22 protein-coding genes are annotated in these 19,850 nt (G+C 58.7%); 6 read left to right on the top strand and 16 right to left on the bottom strand.

Annotation, left to right across the window (positions count from 1 at the left end):
* Positions 1–674: 674 nt before the first annotated feature.
* The 4 genes from N5D22_RS22070 to N5D22_RS22085 all read right to left on the bottom strand — a co-directional run bounded on the left by N5D22_RS22070 (position 675) and on the right by N5D22_RS22085 (position 2,457).
* Complete coding sequence (locus tag N5D22_RS22070; protein WP_011982953.1) at positions 675–1,100, bottom strand: type II toxin-antitoxin system VapC family toxin; 426 nt, start codon at positions 1,098–1,100, stop codon at positions 675–677.
* Positions 1,100–1,354, bottom strand: coding sequence for a type II toxin-antitoxin system Phd/YefM family antitoxin (locus N5D22_RS22075; RefSeq protein WP_011982952.1), 255 nt, complete (start codon positions 1,352–1,354; stop codon positions 1,100–1,102). Before N5D22_RS22075 ends, N5D22_RS22070 begins: the two co-directional genes overlap by 1 nt.
* Before the next feature lie 119 nt (positions 1,355–1,473).
* A complete protein-coding gene (locus tag N5D22_RS22080; RefSeq protein ID WP_080514378.1) occupies positions 1,474–1,869 on the bottom strand; it encodes a zinc-binding dehydrogenase in 396 nt (131 codons plus the stop codon).
* A 12-nt stretch (positions 1,870–1,881) separates the two neighbouring features.
* Positions 1,882–2,457, bottom strand: a complete 576-nt coding sequence (locus N5D22_RS22085) for an NAD(P)-dependent alcohol dehydrogenase (RefSeq protein WP_049768470.1) — start codon at positions 2,455–2,457, stop codon at positions 1,882–1,884.
* Between the two features lie 81 nt (positions 2,458–2,538).
* Between N5D22_RS22085 and N5D22_RS22090 the strand changes: the two genes are divergently transcribed.
* Both N5D22_RS22090 and N5D22_RS22095 read left to right on the top strand, forming a co-directional pair.
* A complete protein-coding gene (locus N5D22_RS22090) occupies positions 2,539–2,889 on the top strand; it encodes a helix-turn-helix domain-containing protein (RefSeq protein ID WP_011982951.1) in 351 nt (116 codons plus the stop codon).
* A gap of 174 nt (positions 2,890–3,063) precedes the next feature.
* Positions 3,064–3,804 carry an NYN domain-containing protein gene (locus N5D22_RS22095; protein ID WP_011982950.1) on the top strand — a complete coding sequence of 247 codons (741 nt, stop codon included), beginning with the start codon at positions 3,064–3,066 and terminating at the stop codon, positions 3,802–3,804.
* Positions 3,805–3,827: 23 nt separating this feature from the next.
* Here N5D22_RS22095 and N5D22_RS22100 read toward each other — a convergent pair whose 3' ends face one another.
* The 4 genes from N5D22_RS22100 to N5D22_RS22115 form a co-directional block, all read right to left on the bottom strand.
* Entirely contained in the window at positions 3,828–4,244 is a 417-nt protein-coding gene (locus N5D22_RS22100) for a hypothetical protein (protein ID WP_035226674.1), read from the bottom strand.
* On the bottom strand, positions 4,237–4,494 hold the full coding sequence (locus tag N5D22_RS22105; protein ID WP_011982948.1) for a type II toxin-antitoxin system Phd/YefM family antitoxin: 258 nt from the start codon (positions 4,492–4,494) through the stop codon (positions 4,237–4,239). The genes N5D22_RS22100 and N5D22_RS22105 overlap by 8 nt, the downstream gene beginning before the upstream one ends.
* Positions 4,495–4,639: 145 nt before the next feature.
* Positions 4,640–9,748 carry a DEAD/DEAH box helicase family protein gene (locus tag N5D22_RS22110; protein ID WP_011982947.1) on the bottom strand — a complete coding sequence of 1,703 codons (5,109 nt, stop codon included), beginning with the start codon at positions 9,746–9,748 and terminating at the stop codon, positions 4,640–4,642.
* Between the two features lie 104 nt (positions 9,749–9,852).
* Positions 9,853–10,254 carry a DUF3085 domain-containing protein gene (locus N5D22_RS22115; protein ID WP_011982946.1) on the bottom strand — a complete coding sequence of 134 codons (402 nt, stop codon included), beginning with the start codon at positions 10,252–10,254 and terminating at the stop codon, positions 9,853–9,855.
* A gap of 125 nt (positions 10,255–10,379) precedes the next feature.
* Between N5D22_RS22115 and N5D22_RS22120 the strand changes: the two genes are divergently transcribed.
* Complete coding sequence (locus N5D22_RS22120) at positions 10,380–10,646, top strand: hypothetical protein (protein ID WP_011982945.1); 267 nt, start codon at positions 10,380–10,382, stop codon at positions 10,644–10,646.
* A gap of 82 nt (positions 10,647–10,728) precedes the next feature.
* Here N5D22_RS22120 and N5D22_RS22125 read toward each other — a convergent pair whose 3' ends face one another.
* The 7 genes from N5D22_RS22125 to N5D22_RS22155 all read right to left on the bottom strand — a co-directional run bounded on the left by N5D22_RS22125 (position 10,729) and on the right by N5D22_RS22155 (position 15,761).
* Complete coding sequence (locus tag N5D22_RS22125) at positions 10,729–10,917, bottom strand: hypothetical protein (RefSeq protein ID WP_142627586.1); 189 nt, start codon at positions 10,915–10,917, stop codon at positions 10,729–10,731.
* Positions 10,910–11,545, bottom strand: coding sequence for a hypothetical protein (locus tag N5D22_RS22130; RefSeq protein WP_011982944.1), 636 nt, complete (start codon positions 11,543–11,545; stop codon positions 10,910–10,912). Before N5D22_RS22130 ends, N5D22_RS22125 begins: the two co-directional genes overlap by 8 nt.
* Entirely contained in the window at positions 11,542–12,615 is a 1,074-nt protein-coding gene (locus N5D22_RS22135) for a hypothetical protein (RefSeq protein WP_036589489.1), read from the bottom strand. Before N5D22_RS22135 ends, N5D22_RS22130 begins: the two co-directional genes overlap by 4 nt.
* A gap of 96 nt (positions 12,616–12,711) precedes the next feature.
* Positions 12,712–13,023, bottom strand: a complete 312-nt coding sequence (locus tag N5D22_RS22140; protein WP_049768469.1) for a hypothetical protein — start codon at positions 13,021–13,023, stop codon at positions 12,712–12,714.
* 316 nt (positions 13,024–13,339) lie between these two features.
* Positions 13,340–14,041, bottom strand: coding sequence for a hypothetical protein (locus N5D22_RS22145; RefSeq protein ID WP_011982942.1), 702 nt, complete (start codon positions 14,039–14,041; stop codon positions 13,340–13,342).
* Between the two features lie 11 nt (positions 14,042–14,052).
* Complete coding sequence (locus tag N5D22_RS22150; RefSeq protein WP_011982941.1) at positions 14,053–14,658, bottom strand: DUF1419 domain-containing protein; 606 nt, start codon at positions 14,656–14,658, stop codon at positions 14,053–14,055.
* A gap of 128 nt (positions 14,659–14,786) precedes the next feature.
* Positions 14,787–15,761 carry a DUF3991 and toprim domain-containing protein gene (locus N5D22_RS22155; protein ID WP_035226685.1) on the bottom strand — a complete coding sequence of 325 codons (975 nt, stop codon included), beginning with the start codon at positions 15,759–15,761 and terminating at the stop codon, positions 14,787–14,789.
* Positions 15,762–16,483: 722 nt separating this feature from the next.
* On the opposite strand from N5D22_RS22155, the gene N5D22_RS22160 reads away from it, so the two are divergent.
* Positions 16,484–16,789, top strand: a complete 306-nt coding sequence (locus N5D22_RS22160) for a hypothetical protein (protein WP_011982939.1) — start codon at positions 16,484–16,486, stop codon at positions 16,787–16,789.
* Positions 16,790–18,132: 1,343 nt separating this feature from the next.
* Positions 18,133–18,366 (top strand): hypothetical protein, encoded by a 234-nt coding sequence (locus N5D22_RS22165; protein ID WP_035226686.1) that lies wholly within the window; start codon positions 18,133–18,135, stop codon positions 18,364–18,366.
* 665 nt (positions 18,367–19,031) lie between these two features.
* Here the strand turns inward: N5D22_RS22165 and N5D22_RS22170 are convergent.
* Entirely contained in the window at positions 19,032–19,466 is a 435-nt protein-coding gene (locus N5D22_RS22170) for a transposase (RefSeq protein WP_011982936.1), read from the bottom strand.
* A gap of 74 nt (positions 19,467–19,540) precedes the next feature.
* Here N5D22_RS22170 and N5D22_RS22175 point away from each other — a divergent pair, with 74 nt between their 5' ends.
* The gene (locus tag N5D22_RS22175; RefSeq protein WP_155275991.1) at positions 19,541–19,708 is read left to right on the top strand and encodes a hypothetical protein; all 168 of its coding nucleotides are present in this window, start codon (positions 19,541–19,543) and stop codon (positions 19,706–19,708) included.
* The last annotated feature ends 142 nt before the right edge of the window (positions 19,709–19,850 follow it).

The following is a 19,850-nucleotide window of genomic DNA, read 5'->3' on the forward strand; positions in this document are numbered from 1 at the left end:
CGGATACGGAGCGGCCCGTTGCCACTCCTGTTCGTGTCTTCTTTTTTCCGAAGACATCTTCCGGACCGCGGGACGGCCGGACCGGCGCAACTGCGGCCGAGCGTCCCTGCGGCGAAGGACAAGCGGGGCTATGGGCCCTGCGAAGGACGAGTTGCCGGGATGCGGCAGGCGGCGGTTGAGCGTGAGCGTCGGCGGGAGGACCGATCTGCGACCGGTTTCTTCTTCCCCCTTTTCTTCCTTCCCATTCTTTTTCCGCCCACCACGCACGAGGGACAGGCCGATGCCACCTCTTGCGAGGCGCGCGACATCAGAGTTGAGCGAAAGATAAAAAAATGGGCCGTCGGAAACCGCGGCCCATGAAGTGTGGAGATCTTGAACCTCCAGAGGGGAACAGCTGATGCGACGGAACTGGGAGGTGACCGTCAAAATGCATCAGCTATGTGCTGTATGACTAATTTCTGCCCAGATGGAAACTATTTATTGTGCAATGCAGCCATGCAGATGCTGCACTGCGTTTGTGAATGGCCCCAATTGCCGAGCACAGTTCCGCTGACCACATGCCCGCAAACGGGGTTGGAATATTTCTGGGTCCGGATGCGGGTTTGCGCAAAGATTGAGCGCTATCGCGGTTTCGTCGCTATGTTTTGGCGCGAACGAAGTTTATCACACCGCTGCTACATGGCAGGATCCCAAGGATTGACGAGTTTCACGCCCATCCCCGCAAAATCCTTGATGTTGCGCGTGACGAGTGTCATGCGACGGGTGAGCGCCGTTGCCGCGATATAGGCGTCGTTGATCGGCTTGGGGTCAGGCACATGCCATTTGGCTGCCTGTAAGGCCGCCGCGTCGTCAAGGGGAAGGATTCGACCCGAGAACGCCGTAATAACCGTGTTGTCCAGCCAGTTGCGCAATACTCTCCCGGCAGCGCTGTCATTGTGTTCCACCAACCGCACACCGATCTCAAGCTCATGCAGAACAACAGAAGAGATGAACGTTTCGGCCGGATCAACGGTTTCGTTCCAGACCACGACATTGGGATGCGCCTTGCCGCTCACAATCTTGCGCAGTTCGGAGACAACATTCGTATCGAGTAACAGCATCAGGACAGGTCAACTGCCTGCGCACGTTCCGTCCGCGGCGAAAGCGGCAAATCTATTTCTCCCGCACCCGGTGCAGCCAGCATGTCGCCGAGCGTCCGCATTTTTCCGGTCAGCCGTTTATACTCGTCGAACGACAAGAGGACATGCGCTGGCCGTCCTCTGTCGGTGATGATGACTGGCCCCTCGTTGGCCGCGCGTTTTGCGCGGCCAAGATCCTGATTGAGTTCCCGGCCTGAAAGCGTGGTGACCGTCATGACAAGCCTCCAAATATCGTGGTTACGTAACTACATTTAGCGCGCATCACCTTAAATTGCAAGATAAGCCGCCTCAGCTGGCACATAGGGTGCGGGAACGGAATCGTCGCGCACTGGTTTTATCCTATTTTGATGACCAGTTTGCCGAAATGGCCTGCATCCCGCAGCGCGTTATAGCCGGCTTCTGCTTCCTCGAAAGGGAACACCTGGTCAACCTGGGGGGTGATTCCGGTCTTCACGAGGGACGCGAGCGTTGCCACGGGGCCGACATAGATCCCCTGCAGGGTGATCCGCTTTTCGAGAATCGCTCCCGTATCAATGTGACCGTCAAACCCGGTTAGCACTCCCATCAGGGAGATACGACCATCAAAACGGGTAGCGGCAAGTGTCTGGCTGAGCGTGGCCGGGCCAGCGACGTCAACCGCCAGGTCAGCGCCGATGCCATCTGTGAGTTTCAGAACCTCATCCTGCCAGGCCGGAGTACGGCGATAGTTGATGACTTCATCCGCGCCCAGCTTACGGGCACGCTAGAGCTTTTCGTCCGAGCTGGAGGTGATGATGACACGGGCGCCTGCCTTTTTAGCGAGCTGAAGAGCGAAGATCGATACGCCGCCCGTGCCGAGCAACAAAACGGATTCACCTGGCTGCACCGGCCGACGCTCAAACAGGGCGGCGAACGCCGTCACGCCAGCGCAAGGCAGCGTCGCGGCTTCCTCGAACGTCATCGCGTCCGGAAGGCGCACGATGCTGTCGGCGGGCACGACAATGCGCTCTGTCAGAACGCCGTCCATGGTCTGACCCCCGAGGCTTGTTGCCTTCTTGGCGGCAGTGATCGGGCCATCTACCCATCCCGGCATAAATCCGATTACCACGCGATCGCCAACCTCCCAGCCGTCTACCTGTTCGCCCACGACCGACACGATGCCTGCGCCATCGGAGAGCGGCACCACGTCTTTGAAGTTTCTGGCGATGATCACGTCGCGGAAGTTAAGGGAGGCAGCGCGCAGATCTACGGCAACTTCGCCTTTCTCCGGCTGGCGCACATCGGCCGAGGCGAGCTTGAGGCGCGGGTTTTCGTTTCCGGTCAATATGTATCGTTGCATCGAGGCATCTCCTTTTCAGAGCCTCCAGATAAGCCTACAAGTCAATTTGATGAAGTACGTACAAATTGAGCATGTAGTATCATGAACGATAGTACCCGCATGAAACGGGGGCGGCGCCGCGCCGATCGCACCGGATGCGCAGTCGAAGCTACGCTGTCGGTTATCGGCGGCATATGGAAGCCAGTCATTCTGTTTCACCTGCTGGACGGCAAGCTGCGTTTCAACGCACTGTGTCGCCTCGTCCCGGCAGCCACACCCCGCATGATGACACTGCAATTGCGAGAGCTGGAGGTGGATGGGATCATTCGGCGCATCGTTTATCCCGAGGTGCCGCCCAAGGTAGAATATGAACTCACCTCGCTCGGTGTCTCACTCGCCCCCATACTGATAACGATGCGCGACTGGGGCGAGCAATTCCAGAAAATGCACTGAGACGGCGGGACCGACTGGCCGCATTCGTTGCGCTCCCTGTTTTCTTGGGGATGCGGAGCGCTCATCAATTTATAGACCAGCTATCGCGAGCGTAGGGAAACAAGGTTGTTGCCACACGCCACCCGCTCGTTGATGCTGGATTACAGTCAATTGTGATAGGCAGGATCCTTTGGCATGGCAGAACCCCGTTCCCCGCGCCTCGCGGTGCTTATCGACGCTGACAATGCGTCCGCGAAAATCGTTGATGGCCTTTTTGAAGAAATTGCCAAGATCGGCGAAGCGAGTGTTCGACGCATCTATGGCGACTTCGCCAATCCTCGTTCAAAGGCGTGGATCGACGTTCTCGCAAGGCACGCAATCATTCCCCAGCAGCAGTTCGCCTACACGGCCGGCAAGAATGCTTCCGATATCACGCTTGTCATCGACGCGATGGACCTGCTGCATAGTGGTCGCTTCGACGGTTTTTGCCTGGTATCTTCCGACAGCGATTTCACCCGCCTCGCCTCTCGCATCCGTGAACAAGGCATCGACGTCTTCGGTTTTGGAGAGCAGAAGACGCCTGAAAGTTTCAGGCAGGCCTGCCGGCGTTTCATCTATACCGAAAATCTGTTGCCCGTGGCTGCCGCGAACGGGACAGATACGGCACAGGCGACAGCCTCTCTCCAGCCTCCGACAGCCGCCACGCCCATCATCAGGAAGGTCATCGCCCAGATGGAAAGCGAGGATGGATGGGTGCCGCTTGGCGCCGTCGGCAATCAACTTGCAAATCTCGCTTCGGATTTTGACCCGCGAACTTATGGGTTTCGCAAGCTGAGCGATCTCGTGAGGAAAACAAACGCCTTCGATCTTGAGCATGCAGAGGGCCGCCCGCTGCGTATCCGGGTCAAGCAAAAATCTGGAAAAAAGAACGGATAGACCCTGTGTGCCGCGTATGAGATTTAGTCGATACGGCTGATTTTTGCGCTCAAGGTTGCGAGATACGGCTTGAAGGCTGCGGCAATCTTGGAAAGAAAGCCTTTGCTGAACGATCCCAGCACTTCCATGTTCGGGTCATAGTGGAAGGAGGTCTCTGCCACGTCGTGATTGAATTCCGACACAGTAATCCAGGCATCTTTCCAATCTCGGATACCGGCACGGCGGCATTCGAGCTGCGGGATCTCGAGCGCTGTCTGATCTGAACGTGGTGGTGTTCCCGAGATTGCCAGCAGAATGAGATTTGTCTGGCTACCTTTGGCGATTGCAAGAACCATGCAGACGGGCCGTTCTTTTCGACCCTCCGTCTCCCCTTTGTCGCGTTGCCATGCCCAAAGATAGGGGTAGGAAATGACAGAGCCATTCGACGGTACGTCAACCATTGGGGTCACGCCCTTCCTCGATCAGCCTGTCCAGTTCAGGCAGGACCATCGCCGCGAGGTCAGCTGGTGCTTCATTGGGGCCGTAGACCCGGCGGGGATCGCTCCTGCCTTTCAACGCCTCAAACTCGTCATAGGTCATCAGCACATATCTTGGCTTGCGATGCTGCGTGATCGCAACAGGCTGACGATCAGCTGCCATCGTCACGGTCTTGATGTCACGCAGCAGTTCGACAGTCGAAAACTTTTTCATGGTCACGCTCCATTCAATTTAATCGGAATATACAAATTATTTGACTATTTTGCAATTCCGGCGGTTCTGCGTATGTGAACAGCCGAAGGCAGCGTAGAAATACAACTTGTCCCCCCCGATCAGCGGGGACAAGCGATGGAAGCGATCAGGCTGCCTGCTCAACACCGTGGCTCTCCTCACGCATCGAGGCGGCCAATGCCTCATCGACATCGCTCAACTGGCGACGCTTTAAAGCAAGTTCCTCAGCGAAGGCGAAGCTGCCGCCCTCACGGGTGCGATATGAGGCGAGCCGTCGGCGGGCGTCTTCGAGACGATGGCGATAACGATCACGCTCCTCCCCGAACCCGTCGAGCGCATGTTCGAGGCGGGAGATCGCCCCGAGCGGCGTTACCGTGACGGCTAGGTCGATCTCGTAGTCCGCACCGGTGCGCTGCAGCAGCGTCGCATAACGATAACCGTCCGCCTTGCCAAACCGTTCGCCCTCATAGATGAGATCGAACCCGCCGATCGATGCGAGATGAACCTCCCCATGCTGGCGAAGCTGTACGAGCGTCAGGATTTCCCGCATCAGTGCCCGGCCAGCCTCCTTGCGTTCATCGTGGACCTCACCCAGAACGGTCATGGTGAAGGAATCCGCCGCGGTCGGAATCAGCCGTATCAAGTCCTCACCGATCTCAGCGATCCGGCGGGTCGCCGTTTCGATGTCACGCTTGGCGTCACGGATCTGGCGTCGAACGGCATATTGATCGTCGTCGTGGGCAGCACGCAACCGTTCGAGCCGGGCGATATCGGCCTCCAGACCTGCCTTTTGCATCAGCCTCTCGTCACCACTGGCGATCGCTTTCGCCATTGCGAACTGGTTGGCCTGGCCCTCGCCGAGATCTTCAAGCCTGCGGATCGAGGTATCGCCGCTCAACGCCGCAGCGATGAACCTCGCCTTGCGCTCATTGTTCTGCCACATGGATGCATCGAGACTGCCCTCCGTCGCGTAGGCGAAAATATCGACCTCGTCATGCTGATTGCCCTGACGGACGATGCGTCCTTCGCGTTGTTCGATCTGGGAAGGCAGCCACGGCACGTCGAGGTGATGCAAGGCTTTGAGGCGCAACTGCGCATTAACACCTGTTCCCATTGTCTCGGAGGATCCGAGGAGGAACCGCACCCTGCCGGCACGCACATCGCCGAACAACCGTTGCTTGGCCTCGGTCTTCTTGTAGTCCTGCATATAGGCAATTTCGGAAGCGGGCACGCCGAGCCGGATCAGTTCATCGCGTATCCAACGATAGGCGGAGAAGCCACGTGTCTTCTCGACATTCATGGTTCCGAGATCGGAAAAAATCATCTGGGCAGCACCCGGCACATCGTAATCCTTGCCATCCGGGCGGCGGAAAATGCTTTCACCTGTCTCCTGCCAGATCCGGAAAGCGTTGCGCACAAGCATGTTCAGCTTGTTTTCGTCCTCGTTATCATTCGCCGGCATGACCAGACGAAGATCGATCGCCGCGTGGCGGCCGTCGGTGATCACCGACAGGAGAATGTCGTCACCGGGCTGCGCCGGTCCCTCACGCATCTCGATTGCCTTGATGCGCGCTTCGAGGATCTGCTGATACATCTTGAAGGCAGGCGTCGGCTTGGCGGTGACGATCTGGCGGCGGCCGGTCGAAATCGCCGGCACCCTGACATATTCGCGAAGATCGTCGGGCATCACCACGTCGGCGAAGGCCCGGAACATGGCGATCAGCTCCGGGACATTCACGAAGCTCGCAAAGCGGCTGACGGGTCGGTACTTGCCGGACGGCTGGATCTCCAGCTCGGTTGACGTATCGCCGAAGCAGCTTGCCCAGGCGTCGAACTCGTGCAGGCCACGTTCGGCAAGCGCGTCATGTCCGAGCAGCCGCTGGATCGAGAACATCTCGCCGAGCGTGTTCGTGATCGGGGTCCCCGAGGCGAGCACCAGCGCGCGGCCGGGATTGCGAGTTTCGATGTAGCGGGATTTCACATAGAGATCCCAGGCGCGCTGCGAACCGTTCGGATCGATGCCCTTGAGCGTCGACATATTTGTCGCGAACGACAATTTGCGAAATTCCTGGGCCTCATCAACGACGATCTGGTCGACACCGATCTCGGAGATGGTCAGAAGATCGTCCTTGCGCGTCGAAAGCGCTTCAAGCCGTTCCTGCAATCCCTCCTTCAATCGTTCCAGCCGCTTGCGTGAGACACGATCCTCGCTGTCGACCCGGGTCAGCAATTCCTCATAAAGCTCCAGTTCGTCGTGGATCATCTGTTGTTCAAAGGCGGAGGGAACACCGATGAACTTGAAAGCCGAATGGGTGATGATGATCGCATCCCAGGTCGCGGTCGCGGCGCGGGAGAGGAACCTCGCCCGCTTGTCCTTGGTGAAGTTGGTCTCGTCCGCAACAAGGATGTTGGCGGATGGATAGAGCGCCAGGAACTCTCGGGCGGCCTGTGCAAGGCAATGTCCTGGCACGACCTGCATGGCTTTGGCGATCAGGCCCAGACGCTTCTGCTCCATGATCGCGGCGGCCATCGTCATGGTTTTTCCCGCCCCGACAGCATGCGCGAGGTAGGTGGAACCAGCGGAGATGATGCGCCAGATGCCACGCTTCTGGTGAGAATAGAGGCGGAAGGCGGCGCTGGCGCCCGGCAGTTTCAGATGCGAACCGTCAAAAGCCCGAGGCGCGATGTTGTTGAACCGGTCGTTGTAGATTCTGGCCAATCGATCGGTGCGATCCGGATCGGTCCAGACCCACTTCTGGAACGCCTCCTTGATCTTCTGAAGCTTGTCGCGCGCTGCTTCGGTGTCGATCACATTGAAGATGCGCCGCTCGCCGCCGACGTCCTTGATCGTATCGAAGATCTGCGGCACGCGGGAGTTCAGTGCATCGGCGAGCAGTTCGCCGGCATCGCGCCGGCTGGTGCCCCATTCGGACGTACCTGCTGCACTGTATCCAAGCTGGCGCGCCTCGACCGTCCAGCTGCCGAGTTCCGGCATGTGGTGGATACGGATCTCGGCGCCCATCAACTCCTTGACGAAATCCACGACGTCGGATGCGGGGATCCAGGGAGCACCGAGGCGGGCGGTAATATCGGAAGGCCGAAGATCGGCCGGCTGGACCGCCTGCAGGGCACGGACATTGCGCTCAAAAGCTGGATCGAGTTTGGCCGCTGCTTCCGCTTCTGTCATCCTGGTCCGAACCGGACCCGAGAGATAGGCATCGGAGGTCTGCCAGGAGCCGTCGGTGGGATTCTGGAAGATTGCTTCGCCGAGTTCTTCGATCACCTCCTCGGCGGACATGTGCAGCAGTTCGGCGATGTGTTCGAGATCGACACGGCCACGTTCGTTGAGCACGACCGCAAGCGCATCCCCGGCGCTGGTGATGACAGGCGCAACCGGTGGCGCGATTACCCGTTCGGAGAAGATCGGACCGGGCTTTGCCGTGTCGGTATCGAGGTCGTAGTCCTCGATGGACGCGACCAACCAGCAATCGGGATCGTCCCTGAACGGCGCCAGGTTCGGTTGGCGGTGGGTCTCACGGACCTCACCGGTCTGTTCGTCCTCGCTGATCGAGACGGTAGTATGATTGATCGGGCCGAATTCCCGAACAAAGGCCCCCCAGGCGATGCGCAGCCGGACCTGAAGATCCCGCCAGGGACGATCCTGTTCCTGGGCTTTCAGCACCTCGCGAACGGCATCGCGGATCGGGAGCAATTTGCGGATAATGCGGGCATGCTTTTCCGGAATGCCGTCGCCGCCGCGACCCTTGCGTATGCCGATAGGCACGGGGGAGCCGTCGATCAGTTGCATGAGGGAATTTTGGCTGTCGAGGAAAAAGCTGCCTTCGCGGACTTTGGCATTATCGGGCTTCAGGTCGACGATCTCGGCGAGTTCTTCTTCCAGATCGAGATCAATGATACTCGGCTCGCCATCATAGAGATGTTCGGGAAGCAGCGAGATGGCGTCCTTCAGCAGACCCTCAAGGTTCTCGCCGGGACGCGGCTGGCAGGTATAGGTCTCGCCAAAGGGCCCGGAGGTCAGGGCATGGTCGCCGAGCACGAAGACGGGATGTCTGGCAAACCAGCGATTGACGCGGATCGCGCCCTCATCGGCGGTGGCGGGCCGGATCTCGTCGACGTCAAGCCAGGTGACATCGCCTTCGGGCTCTCCGGCCTTGCGTTTGCGGAAGAACAGGATGTCGACCACGACATCGGTCCCGGCATCTGCGCGAAACGCGCCTTCCGGCAGGCGAATGGCGGCGACAAGGTTGGCCGATTTCGCGATATGCTCACGGGCCGTCGTATCGGCCTTGTCCATCGTACCGTGGGAGGTGACGAAAGCGGCGAGAGCGCCTGGCTTCAGCAGATCGATCGACCTTGCAATGAAGTAATCATGCAGTCTGAGACCCAGGCTGCGATAGTTGCGGTCGGAGCGCACCGTTCGATCAGAAAACGGCGGGTTGCCGATGGCAAGATCGTAGATCACCCCAAGATCGGTGCGGGCGAAATCGCCATTGACGATCCGCGCCTTCGGCTGAAGGAGGCGGACGATCCGGGCGGTGACCGGATCGAGTTCGATGCCGGTGACATAGCTGGAGGCGCGGAATGCCTCCGGCATCAGGGCCGGGAATAGACCTGTACCGATTCCCGGTTCAAGAACGCGGCCGCCGCGCCATCCCAGACGTTGAAGACCTGCCCATATGGCGCGAATGATGAACTCGGGCGTGAAATGAGCATATTGCGTGCAACGTGCCAGCGAGGCGTAATCCGTCTCTGAAACCACACTTTCCAGCGAACCGCCAAGATCGTCCCAACCGTCCCTGAATTCGACCTCGCCGGGGCGACGGAACATGCCGTTCGCCAGTTCGGAGGCTCCGAAACCGGTGAAGCGGATCAGCCGCTTCTGGTGTTCGCGCGTCACCGGAATATCGAGCTTCTCGATCTCGTTGGCGGAGAGGATGGCGGCGACATTGATCCTGGCGCGCTCCTTCCAGCTTTTCGGAAGGTCGCGATCATCGTCATCGAGATAGAAATTGGCACGATCGCCCATCTTGCGAGGCGACGGTAGTTTCGCCGCGACAACCGGTAACGGGACGATAGGCGCTTCAGGCGCGGCGCTTGTGTTTTCAGGCGTGGCCGGTTCGGGGGCAAATTCTTCGTTCATGCCAAGGCCAAAACCAAGCCCGGAGGAGAGCGCGGTATTGCCGAACATATCGAGGGAAAAGGAATCGTTGGACATCTGGTGAATGCTCCTGAAAAAAGACGAGCGTCATCGACCGGGTGAACCGGCATGACGCTCGCGTGGAAGGGGGAAAGGTTGTGGTTGTAGCGGACGCCGATGCGTCAGCCGCGTTGAATGACCGAGATCTGCATCGCGTCGTCATCGAAGGCGAAAGAGAGATGCGTACCGCCGGGGCTGGCGGCGATCATTGCTTCGAGGCTCTCGGCATCGATGAAATCGACACCGTCGTCGCCGCCGAAGGTCTGGCGTTTGACCTCGAACCAGTCGTCATTTCGCTCGGGGTGGCATTGTTCGGCATAGATGACCAGCGGCTTGCCGTTGTCAGGCAATTTTCCGTTGGACATGACGTAAACCCCATGGTCCCCGACGAGCCAAAGGCCGGGCTTCTCGCCCTTGCCGGGTTCGAGCCCATAATAGGGGTCACGGAAGCCGCCATTGACTTCTGCATCGGCTCGACCACGTGCGATGACGTCGAGGATGGATTGGACCGGGAAAGTCAACATGTTCGATCCTCCCTCAAACCGCGATGGGAAGTGGCGGGATCTCATTCGCCACCGATGCTGGCCTTGCGGCGGCCGCAGGTGACGGCGGCGTCGGATCCGGATCGTCGTCATTGGCAGCCGCCGGGATGAACCGGCTTTCCGATCCACCAGGCCGACCGGCAAACGATGGAATTGAAGTTGACGTGAAGGACTTGCTGGGCATGCTCTTCTCCATTCTGTTGAGCGACCGATCGCGCGGCCGGAATAAAATCCGCCGGGGCATGTCGTGGCTTTGTGATCGCTGTTTTTCGGGGATGGAGCGGAAGCTCCCCGACGCTTTTCGCGTCTTTTCGGACCTTCCAATCCAGCTTTTCACCGCCGCATTGGCGATGGCCGGTCAAGGGCCGCTTTAGCGGCAAAGCCCGCCCTTGACGGGCCGGAGCCACATGCGGCAGAGGTCTTCTTTTCTTCTCCTTCCCTCCCCTTCCCTTCCCTTCACAGGGTCCGGAACCAGAAACGACGGTCGGCCTCCAGCCGTACATGCTCGGAGCGGGCGTTCCATTCGGGCATCAGCCGCGCCTTGCAACGCAGGATCAGGCGTGTCTCGCGGCGGGACCGTTCATCGTCATCGCCAAACAGATCAGGGTGAGCTCGGAGGCACCGCAGAAGACGCTCATTATTCATCGGCGCCATCCCAGACGTCCGCAACGTCATCGTCCAGCCGTACTTCAAAGGGGCCGGGCCAGTCCCGGATCCATTGCGGAGCATCACCTTCGTAACGCAGGTCATCCCTGATCTCAGCCTTGGCATACCAGTCCGCCTCTGTCGGAAACCGTTCGAGAAGCAGCGACCGCGACACGGTCCGGTCTGTCGGCTCGGAGACATCGTCCTCAATCGCCTGATCGTCGCGCCAGATCTGGGGTACGAACGTCAGCGTCACGCGCAGGTCCTCCGATAAAGTGACAGGCAGACGCCGGCGTCCCTCATCCAATGTTTGCAGTTGGTGGTCCGCACCATAGTTCCGGGTTCTCTCATAGACCGGGTCGTCCACCTCATCGACGAGATAACCGACCACTTCCCCGGCATAATCGGCCTCGATCACGCCGTTGCCACGGGGATTGAGGCTGACGGCAAATCCGTTGCCGAACAGACGTTCGTCAGCCGCGGCCATGGTCGCCCGGTGGTTTTCGGCATCGACTTCAACCTTCACCCGGACCACGGCGTAGACATGGACGAAATGCTTTCTGCGCGCAGGATCGCCAGGATCCTTTCCAGCTGCCGACATTGCGGGAGATGGGGCTTGCTCGCTCATCGGTTTGCTCCCTGCTGCACGTCGAGCTTCTTCAGCACGCGGACGGCGGCGTCCTCGAGCGTTGTTGCGAAGTCCGGGCCATTTTCCGTCCATTCGAGCACTTCGAGGACTGCCGGGATAAATCCGTAGTCGAACGGGGCATGACGATCGATCAGCTCCCGTCCAAGATGGTCATGGATCTGAAGCGCATAGATGGCAGCCGGCCGCGCCCAGCGCCGCAGTTCGATCGAACCGAGCTGGGTCCAGTGCAACATCAGAGCATGAATGTTCCGCACCAGCGGCTTGTCGTGTTCGAACAGGATGCGGTAGTCCTGCATGGCCTCCCAGCAGCACAGGGCCGCGTCCAACTGCCGGCTATCAATGTCGGCGATCACTGGCGCCGACGTGGCGAAGGACTCGATGAACCGGCGGATGGTGGTCAGCGAGTTGCGACCGCCCCGATCGAGCATGAACTGGTCGTGCGGGAAACGCCCTGTGATCTGGCGGTCGATCGTGCGGCGCATACGCGCAAGAACCGGATCGGCATTTGAGAGATCAGGCGCACCGGGCGGGTATCGCAGGCCCTCGGCGGGCCTTTGTGTCTCGGTCGCAGCGCGCAGATCCTCAAAGAGATTGTCGCTGGAACGGCCGGCGCATTCCGTTGCGGTGATCAGCATGATGCTGGCGCTGAAACTGTCAGGTCTCTGCGATGAATGCCGGGACCATTCGAGCACGCGCACTTCCGAAAGCGTTTCGGAGCGCGCGACAATGTCCTGCAGAATGAACTCCCAGGAGCTCGGTCGCAGATCGATTTCTATTCTGTCCCGACCATCGATCTGGTCACGCCAGCATTCGGCAACGATCCGATTCAGTTCGCTCTTGGGCGCACGGCGAGACGTTTCATAGGCTGCCGAGAGATCGCCCGCCGCCAGGCTGAACGTCAGGGCGGCGCCGCGGTCGGTATAGAGCAATAGCGCGTTGTCGACCTCGCCTGCGTCGAACACGCTGGAGAGAACCAGCCGTTCGAGTTCGGTGATGTCGACGAGTGGGATCGCCGGGTTGATCACGATGGTGGTTTCGAGGTCGTCCATGGGGTTGTCCTTTTTGAAAATGGAAAGGCCCGAAACGATGCTCCGGGCCAGTTGGTCGGAATGAATGTTGATTGACTGCGGCGTTGCGGATGGCGGTCAGGGTACCGACAAAAGCTGCTGCACCTCGTCGGGAGACAGGTGGACGAGAAGTTTGAGAACGGGCCTGAAGCCCGGCTTGCGGACGATAATGGTCCTGAACCCCTTATTGCCCGGCGGCCAGACGTCGTCGGCATAGCCGCCATCGCTACCCGCGCCGTTCCAGATGCGTTCGAGCTCTTCCTCGCGGATGTACGGGACAGGTTCGCCGGTCTCCCGCGCGACAATCGCCGCCCGCATGGCCTCAGGCGTCACGGCGGGATCGGTGACGCTGACGAAACCGTGGAACCAGCGTTCGCCATAACTGGTCACAAGGCTAAAGAGACGGACCGGATCTGCTCGGGGCGCCGCCCTGGGAGCACGATAAGACCACCGGGCCGTAGACGGCCGAGAAACAGACCAGCCATCGCGCGCGCCGCGGGCTCGTCGAGCTCGAACCACTCACCTGCATGCAGGATACCGGTGAAGCGTCGCAGGGACATGGGTGCTGTATCGTGCCTCGAGAGGAGCGCTCGAACTTCAGCAGCAGACGCCGTCCCCGTGTTGATGCGACGGAACGGCGAGAAGAGAGATGTGGTGGGCATCCGGATCGCTCCTTCGATGACGGGGTTCTGTGGTCGGACTGACGTCAGTCCGTCTCGTCGGATGCGAGGCCGTCGAGATAGCCGGCCAGCGCTTCGGTGTGCCGGTTCTGGTCAAGCCAGCGGGAGATTTGCAGCGACAACGTGAAACTGTCCCAACCCGCGGCGGCGGCGATGCCCTCCAGACGGCTCCGGGTGTCATGGCCACCGGTTTCATTCGAGCCGGTGTCTGGCGCCGGCTGCGTTGGGTGCTCGTTCCACATGCGCTCCAGCATGTCGGTCGTCGAGGAATACTGGATCGCCGTCTTCGTGATGCGCATGACACTGCCGCCGAAGCCGTCTGCGCGCATTTTCGTGCAGGTGAAGGCCGCGGTGACGACGATCTCGTCCAATATGGATGAACGACGGGCGATATCCTGAAGGATCTCGTCCCAGCCCGGCCCAGCCGTCAGATCGATATCAAGATCATCCGGAAGATCTTCCTCGGGGGTGGCTTCGTGCTCCTCCAGCAGCTTGGTCACGTAGACGGTGATCCTAGATTCGGTGCTTTGGGACGCATGAAGAGCCTCGCGAAGCTCGCCGATACCTACGGTAATGACGTGGGAAGGCCCACACCAGGAATGAAAATAGAACCCGTCCTCTTCGGCACTTTCATCGAACACGAGCGGCAAGAGGAGAGCTTCGAGAGGGGTGACGTCGTGAAACGGGACGTTCGGGGTTACCACGGTGGGAGAATGATAGTCGGCCATGTCACGCCCCCTCACGCTGCGATGGAAACGGGAAGGTGGCGCAGATGCACGGGCAGTTTCGCAGCGATCTCGTCGTCGGTCAGGTCTTCGAGCAGCTTGAGCGTGGTGCCGGCCGCGCCACCATAGAGGATGATCGTTTTCTTGCCGCGTGAGGCGTGTGGCCAGCGATCAGTGGCATAGCCCCGATAATCATCGGCCGTGCTGCTCCAGATGTGGTCCAGACGCTCATCCCGGGTCATGGCACGCACCGGCCGGGTTTCGCGCTCGGTGATGGCGAGCCGCATGTTTTCGACAGAAGACGTGTCTGAAAGATCGCAATAGCCGTGGAAGTGGCGGATGGTTCCGTCGATGCGCAGCGCGAAGAAGACGCTGGTGATCGATCCGGTCAGAAACTCGCGCATGGCGAACAACGACCCCCGGATCCATAGGGGTGGCAGGATCTCGAACATGTAATCGTGTTCGCTCTCGCGGATCTCAAACCATTCCCCGCTGTAGAGCGCTGTCGCATCATCGTTCCAACGATCAGGTCGCTGGGCGTGGCGGTCGAACATGCGGAACATCTGGTGGCGATCGGCGACCCCCTGATAGACCTTGCGGATTGCGGGTGAGGTATTCATCTTCGGCTCCCTGGGAGTTGTTCCGGACCGATGCGCGGCGCTGCCCTCTCGACCTCACCATCCACTTCAGTCCTTCATTACCCCTTCTCAGCCGCCGGCATCGTGACCGGCCGGGTCAAGGGCCGGCTTCAGGCCGGGCGAAGCTTCCCTTGATGCGGCTGGCGCGAATGCGGCACGCCTTCCCTTTCCCCCCTTCTTTTTCTTCTTTCCGCCTCCCTCTCCTGCAGAGCCTCGTTCCAGTCATCTGCAGGAGGCCGCAATCGCTGCCAGCCACAGCCCGCCTCTTCCGCAAGGGTTCGAAGCCGATCGGCGAACGTGTCGCCCTGCGCGTTATTGTCCGTTGCCGCGACCAATTGGACACCGGAAGGGGCGGCAAGCATGCGCAGCGCCGCATCTGTTGCCGGAGACCAGCCCCCGCCGGTACTGAGATAGAGGGTGCCATCACGCAGACCCTCGAAGGCAGCAAGGCTCATGGCATCGATCGCCGCTTCAGTGACACAGAGCCGGGACGCCACAGACCGGCCGAGGCGAAACAGAACCTTTGTTCCCCCGGTCGAAAAGCCCCTCCATTCCGGGCCTCGCTCCTCCCAGCCCGTAATGGCGCCAAGATCGTTCGTATGGGCGGCCCACATGCTGCCGTAAGGTCCTTCGCGAACAGCGTTCTGGGAAATGGCAGCATGGAGTGTATGCGATGGCAACAACCTTATTTCGGAGAGATAGTGCCAGGTCTGAGAACCAGGCCATGGCCGGCGTTGGCGGTTCCATCGTTCGGCAATTGCAAGGTTTGGCCCTCGGACACGATTAACCGTGCGTCTGGCGGTTCCTTGCGGGACATAGCCGATCAACTCGGCGACGCGATCGCGTGCTGCCCTAAAGCCTCCGCCATCCAGATGGGCGACGAGCGAGAATACATCACCCTTGGCTTCGGAAAGCGGGTCAAACCAGCCGTGACCGTCATGAATCATGATGATGATTTCGCTGTCACGGCGATATTTTACCGCCCGCAGGGTGCTCTCTTTCAGATCGATGACGAAGCCCGCTTTTTCCAGCACCGCAGAGCATGGCACACGAATGCGCAGTTCCTGGATTTCTTTCTTTTCCATTCTCTTTTCGGCATTTCTTGCCGCCCTCTTTTCCACTTGGGTTGCCTTCCCACACATTTTGCGGGACCCCATCTGACAGCCGCGAAGAGCATGCGGAGGCAAGGGCGCGGCGGGAGTTGCCGGCAGGTCCGGAACCACAAGCGCCACCTGCCCGCCGCGGCGAAGCTTCCCTTGCCGCCGCCGGCTCGCAAGCGGCACCCGAGAGGGCAAGCCGGCGGCGTCTTGAGCCGGCTTCATCAGGCTCGGCTCGATCAAGCCGCTGCTAGCGAACGAAATGTCACTAAAGAGCGGCAACCTCCATCCGGACCGTTGGAAAGTTGGCTGGCGAAACACTCCAGGCTTTCACCTAGCGCCCATTTTGACTGCCACAGGCCCCTTCCACGCCATTCTGCGGATATGCCGATATTCGCAATGTCGAGGGAGCCGTGATCGAAGATAATCGAAGAAATTTCAGGACAAATTCAACAAGATCACATATCGTCCGCAGCGAAGCGGTACGCGCCGCTTCGGGGCGTCGAAACCCCTCATACCCGGTTGGTGCCACCCGTAAGGCACCAGACTCCTTGACCTTTGCGGTCGGGGGACCTGTGGCGTATGCAATAGGTTCTCCGGAACTAAAGGCCATGGGGCCGTGGTATGCGGTTTCGAATCCCCCGATCACCAGGGGTCAATGAGCATTGAACGGCGGGGGCGCACCGCCGAAATTGCTTTAGGAGAAACCATTGGCACAGGACATTGCCTTCACCTTTTACACATATTCAAATGCCGGTGTAACCGCCGAGGAGCGTTGGAAGCCAACCGGCATTCCAGATGTTTTCTTTGACAGTCATGAAGAAGCTCAGCGCGCCTTGAAAGAAATGCGCGCAGATATAGTAGCCGACCCCGAGATGGAGTGGCCGGTTATGAACATAGAAAAAGTAGTAACAGTCCCCGTCAACTCAGAGAGTATACTTGCGTTATTGAATAAGGGCTTAGGTTCATTTGTTCAGCGTTACGAAGTTGTTGAGAGTATTGGGCCGTCGCAATGAACTCCATGTTCGCCGATGTGCGCCGGGGTCCGGGTCAATCAGCACGGTCATTGCGCGAGGCGATCGCCTGTTGGCCGAGCGGGAAAGATTGTCGCTCCACGCATCATTTGTCTGCACGCCTGAAAGTATCTGTCCTGGGCGTATTTTTGCAGTGAGCACTGCTCCTGCAGCAGTTGCATGTAGTTATGCCGAGCTTCTGGAATTTCGATTTCACCGGCTATCCATTGCTCGATCCAAGCCAGCTGGTATCGGTTTCTTTGGAAAAACTTGCTTGGCGCAAACGGTCAAAAGGCCTTGCAACGGCACGTCCTCGTCGCTCAATTTTCATTTGCAGCAACTCATATAGTCTCGCTCGACGACGCTTTGCATTAAATCGCTGGGGAATGTGCGTAGCGGTTAACGGAATCTCGATTGAGTATCCTCTGCGGATCAATGGGTGCATATTGATCGGCAAGATTCCGCGTCTTGGGCAATGCTGTCCGACTCTTGATGGTTCAGTGTGATGGGCTCATCCCCTCACCCGTTGGACAGAGAAAATCCATGATGCCGCGATCCGACGCTGCCCGCTTCTGCCGACATGTCCGCCGATCGGTGGGCAATCACCTCCCCTCCCCTCTGGGTTCTGCAATAGATTCAGATCAAGCCAGGGCAAAGATTCAAGAGGCGGGATCTTTTCTTCATCCACATTCTTGCCATAACAGGCGTCGAACACATTCACCACTTCCCGCGGCACGGCAATCGGTGTGTTCGATATTCAAGCGCGCAAAGCTCGGGCCACGGACGGGAAGTTCGACGGGCGCACGGAAAGGCGCACCGCCAACAAGGGGTCGGGTGACGAAGCTAACTCACCCCTTCGTTCTCTTTATGTTCTTTCTTGGCGCTACGACAATGAGCCGACGATTATTAAAGGGCCCCGGTGTTGGGGAGTAACAGATACATGCGATCCAATGACAGATGCGGGTCGACAGGGCCTGTCAAAATCTTTGCCAGTCAATCTGGAACACCAGCTAATGATGTGCATTTCCAGCCTATGTCAGACGAGGGTATTGTCGTCGCATAGGGCTCGCACCAACGATCCAACACGAACCCAATGTTCGGTATAGCTACCGTCAAGAGCGGCAGACCCACTCACCAGATCCGTCTCAAGACCCCGAGAAATCGGGACTAGTTCGACCAAACTTCCATGAGAATCCATGTGAAAGTGAAGACCATGAAGAGGCCAAAGAGCAGACTGCTTATTGCAGCTCGCATAACCTCACTGTAATCGCAGAACCGGCCGGGACGTTGTTTGTGCGCTCTATTCGGGAGCTTGACCAAACTGCGCCGCAGCTGAGGCGAACTGGATGTACGTAGTCCGCCATATTAAGACCCCTGGAAAAACCACGGATGTAGACGGTGATCCGCTCGAAAAGCCTTCGAGCGCATGTGCTATGCGCGCCCTGTTCTTAGAGGTGGGACACCAATGGGAGAGCTTGCAGCAAAAGCTCGTTGAACCTTCAGACGAAGAGCATCAAAAGGCAACCACCAGATTCCACGTGACGCGCGATCCGGACGGCCTCACCTCGGCAAGCGATTGAGCCTGGACATCATCCACTCGTTTTCTTCACGAAGCTTGTTCATCATCAGTCGTTTTAGGTAGCGATTGTCAGCCTCAAGCAACGCGAGTACGCTTGGCGCTGTGTCGTCGTCCTCCGTTCTGAAGAGTTTAGGGGCTATCGGAGGTGCTCGTTTGGCTCCCCTCCCCTTCCGCACCTGAGCTCGGCCTGGCACCGGTTTTGCTGAATCGTCATCCTGCGCCGGAACCATTAATGCGGCTTCGGTAGTCTGATCGTCTAGCGCGCCGACATCCGGGCTTTGCTCCGGCATTCGTTCGCCGCCCGAAGAAAGCGTATGTTGATGTGGTTCTGGCTGCGATTCCAGAATCGATACCGGCGATGCACTATCAGGCGTTAGCGAGCGAGGTGCAGTGCCCGCGTTTGCCAAATCACCCGGTACCATCCCATCGACTTCGATTTGTCGAGCGACGGCCTGCAAATCGAGACTGCCCCAAATTGAGGTTCCTCTTGGCTTCACTTGGCGCCTGTTCGTCTTGTACTCGACGACAAAATTGGGTCGTGGTGTTCTCATGGGTCGTATGTCTGAATTAAATAGAGTCCCAAGACCAATCGACTTGGGCCCGTTATAAAGCGCATGCTCATCAGCTTCATGCGTTCCTATGGCTCGATAAACCTTAATATGATGGCTATTTCAAACCCAGCCTTCGACGCAAATCGGCGTTTTCCGCCCGAAGTTTTTCTGCCAGGAGTTTGCGCAGCCGACGGTTCTCTTCTTCGAGGTGAACAAACTCGGCAAACTCATCATCTTCTGGAATTCCTGACTGGGGAGCGGGTCCCAGCGCTTTTTTCCATTGATAATAGGTTTGGTCAGATATCCCGGCCTTTTCAACCGCGGCCTTGAGGGTATCGCCAGCCGCAACGTGCTCATCAATGTGGCGAACGCGGTCGAGCTTCTCCAGTTCGGTTAGACCGCGGCTTTTCCGCCTTACTTGCTTTTTCGTGTCCCCACGGGCCTTGCCACCTGCAACGCTTCTTGACTTGGAAGGCGACTTCGGACCTCGTTGTTCAATCTCAGTCTGCGGGTCCCCTTCAGCAGGGGTACGGATTTCTTCGTCAGCCATTGATTATCCTCTATTGCTACATGATCTTCTCTGCCACCTCTGATCGCGAGTCAACTCATCCGACAAGCTCGGCAATGGCCCAAGCGCTCATGGTACATAACTCCCCCGTCGCCGCCGTCCTGCGCACCAAAATCAACAGACACAAAAAATCACGGCAGTTAATTATCGCGGGAGCAAACAACGTCGAGTCTGTTGGCTTTGAACGCGCGGCTCAAATCGACAGCAAAGGATACAACATCTGATACTCCTTCGGCATCGCCGCGGTTGGCGGAACGAATTGCGGGCAGGGGAAATCACAACATGGCTTATCGAAAACCGTCTACAGGTATGCAAATTGACCAACAGTCGCGACAGGGAAAAAGACGGTTTTCAAAAATCTTTTTA

Source organism: Agrobacterium sp. GD03872, assembly GCF_029840625.1.
GTDB lineage: Bacteria > Pseudomonadota > Alphaproteobacteria > Rhizobiales > Rhizobiaceae > Agrobacterium > Agrobacterium fabrum_A.

What these genes read in the sequence shown, in the direction of transcription:
- N5D22_RS22070 (WP_011982953.1), bottom strand. Translation starts at nt 1,100, where the DNA reads ATGCTGTTACTCGATACGAATGTTGTCTCCGAACTGCGCAAGATTGTG.
- N5D22_RS22155 (WP_035226685.1), bottom strand. Translation starts at nt 15,761, where the DNA reads ATGGAAAAGAAAGAAATCCAGGAACTGCGCATTCGTGTGCCATGCTCT.
- N5D22_RS22150 (WP_011982941.1), bottom strand. Translation starts at nt 14,658, where the DNA reads ATGAATACCTCACCCGCAATCCGCAAGGTCTATCAGGGGGTCGCCGAT.
- N5D22_RS22170 (WP_011982936.1), bottom strand. Translation starts at nt 19,466, where the DNA reads ATGGCTGACGAAGAAATCCGTACCCCTGCTGAAGGGGACCCGCAGACT.
- N5D22_RS22100 (WP_035226674.1), bottom strand. Translation starts at nt 4,244, where the DNA reads ATGGTTGACGTACCGTCGAATGGCTCTGTCATTTCCTACCCCTATCTT.
- N5D22_RS22125 (WP_142627586.1), bottom strand. Translation starts at nt 10,917, where the DNA reads ATGAATAATGAGCGTCTTCTGCGGTGCCTCCGAGCTCACCCTGATCTG.
- N5D22_RS22115 (WP_011982946.1), bottom strand. Translation starts at nt 10,254, where the DNA reads ATGTTGACTTTCCCGGTCCAATCCATCCTCGACGTCATCGCACGTGGT.
- N5D22_RS22085 (WP_049768470.1), bottom strand. Translation starts at nt 2,457, where the DNA reads ATGCAACGATACATATTGACCGGAAACGAAAACCCGCGCCTCAAGCTC.
- N5D22_RS22105 (WP_011982948.1), bottom strand. Translation starts at nt 4,494, where the DNA reads ATGAAAAAGTTTTCGACTGTCGAACTGCTGCGTGACATCAAGACCGTG.
- N5D22_RS22095 (WP_011982950.1), top strand. Translation starts at nt 3,064, where the DNA reads ATGGCAGAACCCCGTTCCCCGCGCCTCGCGGTGCTTATCGACGCTGAC.
- N5D22_RS22090 (WP_011982951.1), top strand. Translation starts at nt 2,539, where the DNA reads ATGAACGATAGTACCCGCATGAAACGGGGGCGGCGCCGCGCCGATCGC.
- N5D22_RS22175 (WP_155275991.1), top strand. Translation starts at nt 19,541, where the DNA reads ATGGCCCAAGCGCTCATGGTACATAACTCCCCCGTCGCCGCCGTCCTG.
- N5D22_RS22135 (WP_036589489.1), bottom strand. Translation starts at nt 12,615, where the DNA reads ATGGACGACCTCGAAACCACCATCGTGATCAACCCGGCGATCCCACTC.
- N5D22_RS22110 (WP_011982947.1), bottom strand. Translation starts at nt 9,748, where the DNA reads ATGTCCAACGATTCCTTTTCCCTCGATATGTTCGGCAATACCGCGCTC.
- N5D22_RS22130 (WP_011982944.1), bottom strand. Translation starts at nt 11,545, where the DNA reads ATGAGCGAGCAAGCCCCATCTCCCGCAATGTCGGCAGCTGGAAAGGAT.
- N5D22_RS22165 (WP_035226686.1), top strand. Translation starts at nt 18,133, where the DNA reads ATGTACGTAGTCCGCCATATTAAGACCCCTGGAAAAACCACGGATGTA.
- N5D22_RS22075 (WP_011982952.1), bottom strand. Translation starts at nt 1,354, where the DNA reads ATGACGGTCACCACGCTTTCAGGCCGGGAACTCAATCAGGATCTTGGC.
- N5D22_RS22145 (WP_011982942.1), bottom strand. Translation starts at nt 14,041, where the DNA reads ATGGCCGACTATCATTCTCCCACCGTGGTAACCCCGAACGTCCCGTTT.
- N5D22_RS22120 (WP_011982945.1), top strand. Translation starts at nt 10,380, where the DNA reads ATGAACCGGCTTTCCGATCCACCAGGCCGACCGGCAAACGATGGAATT.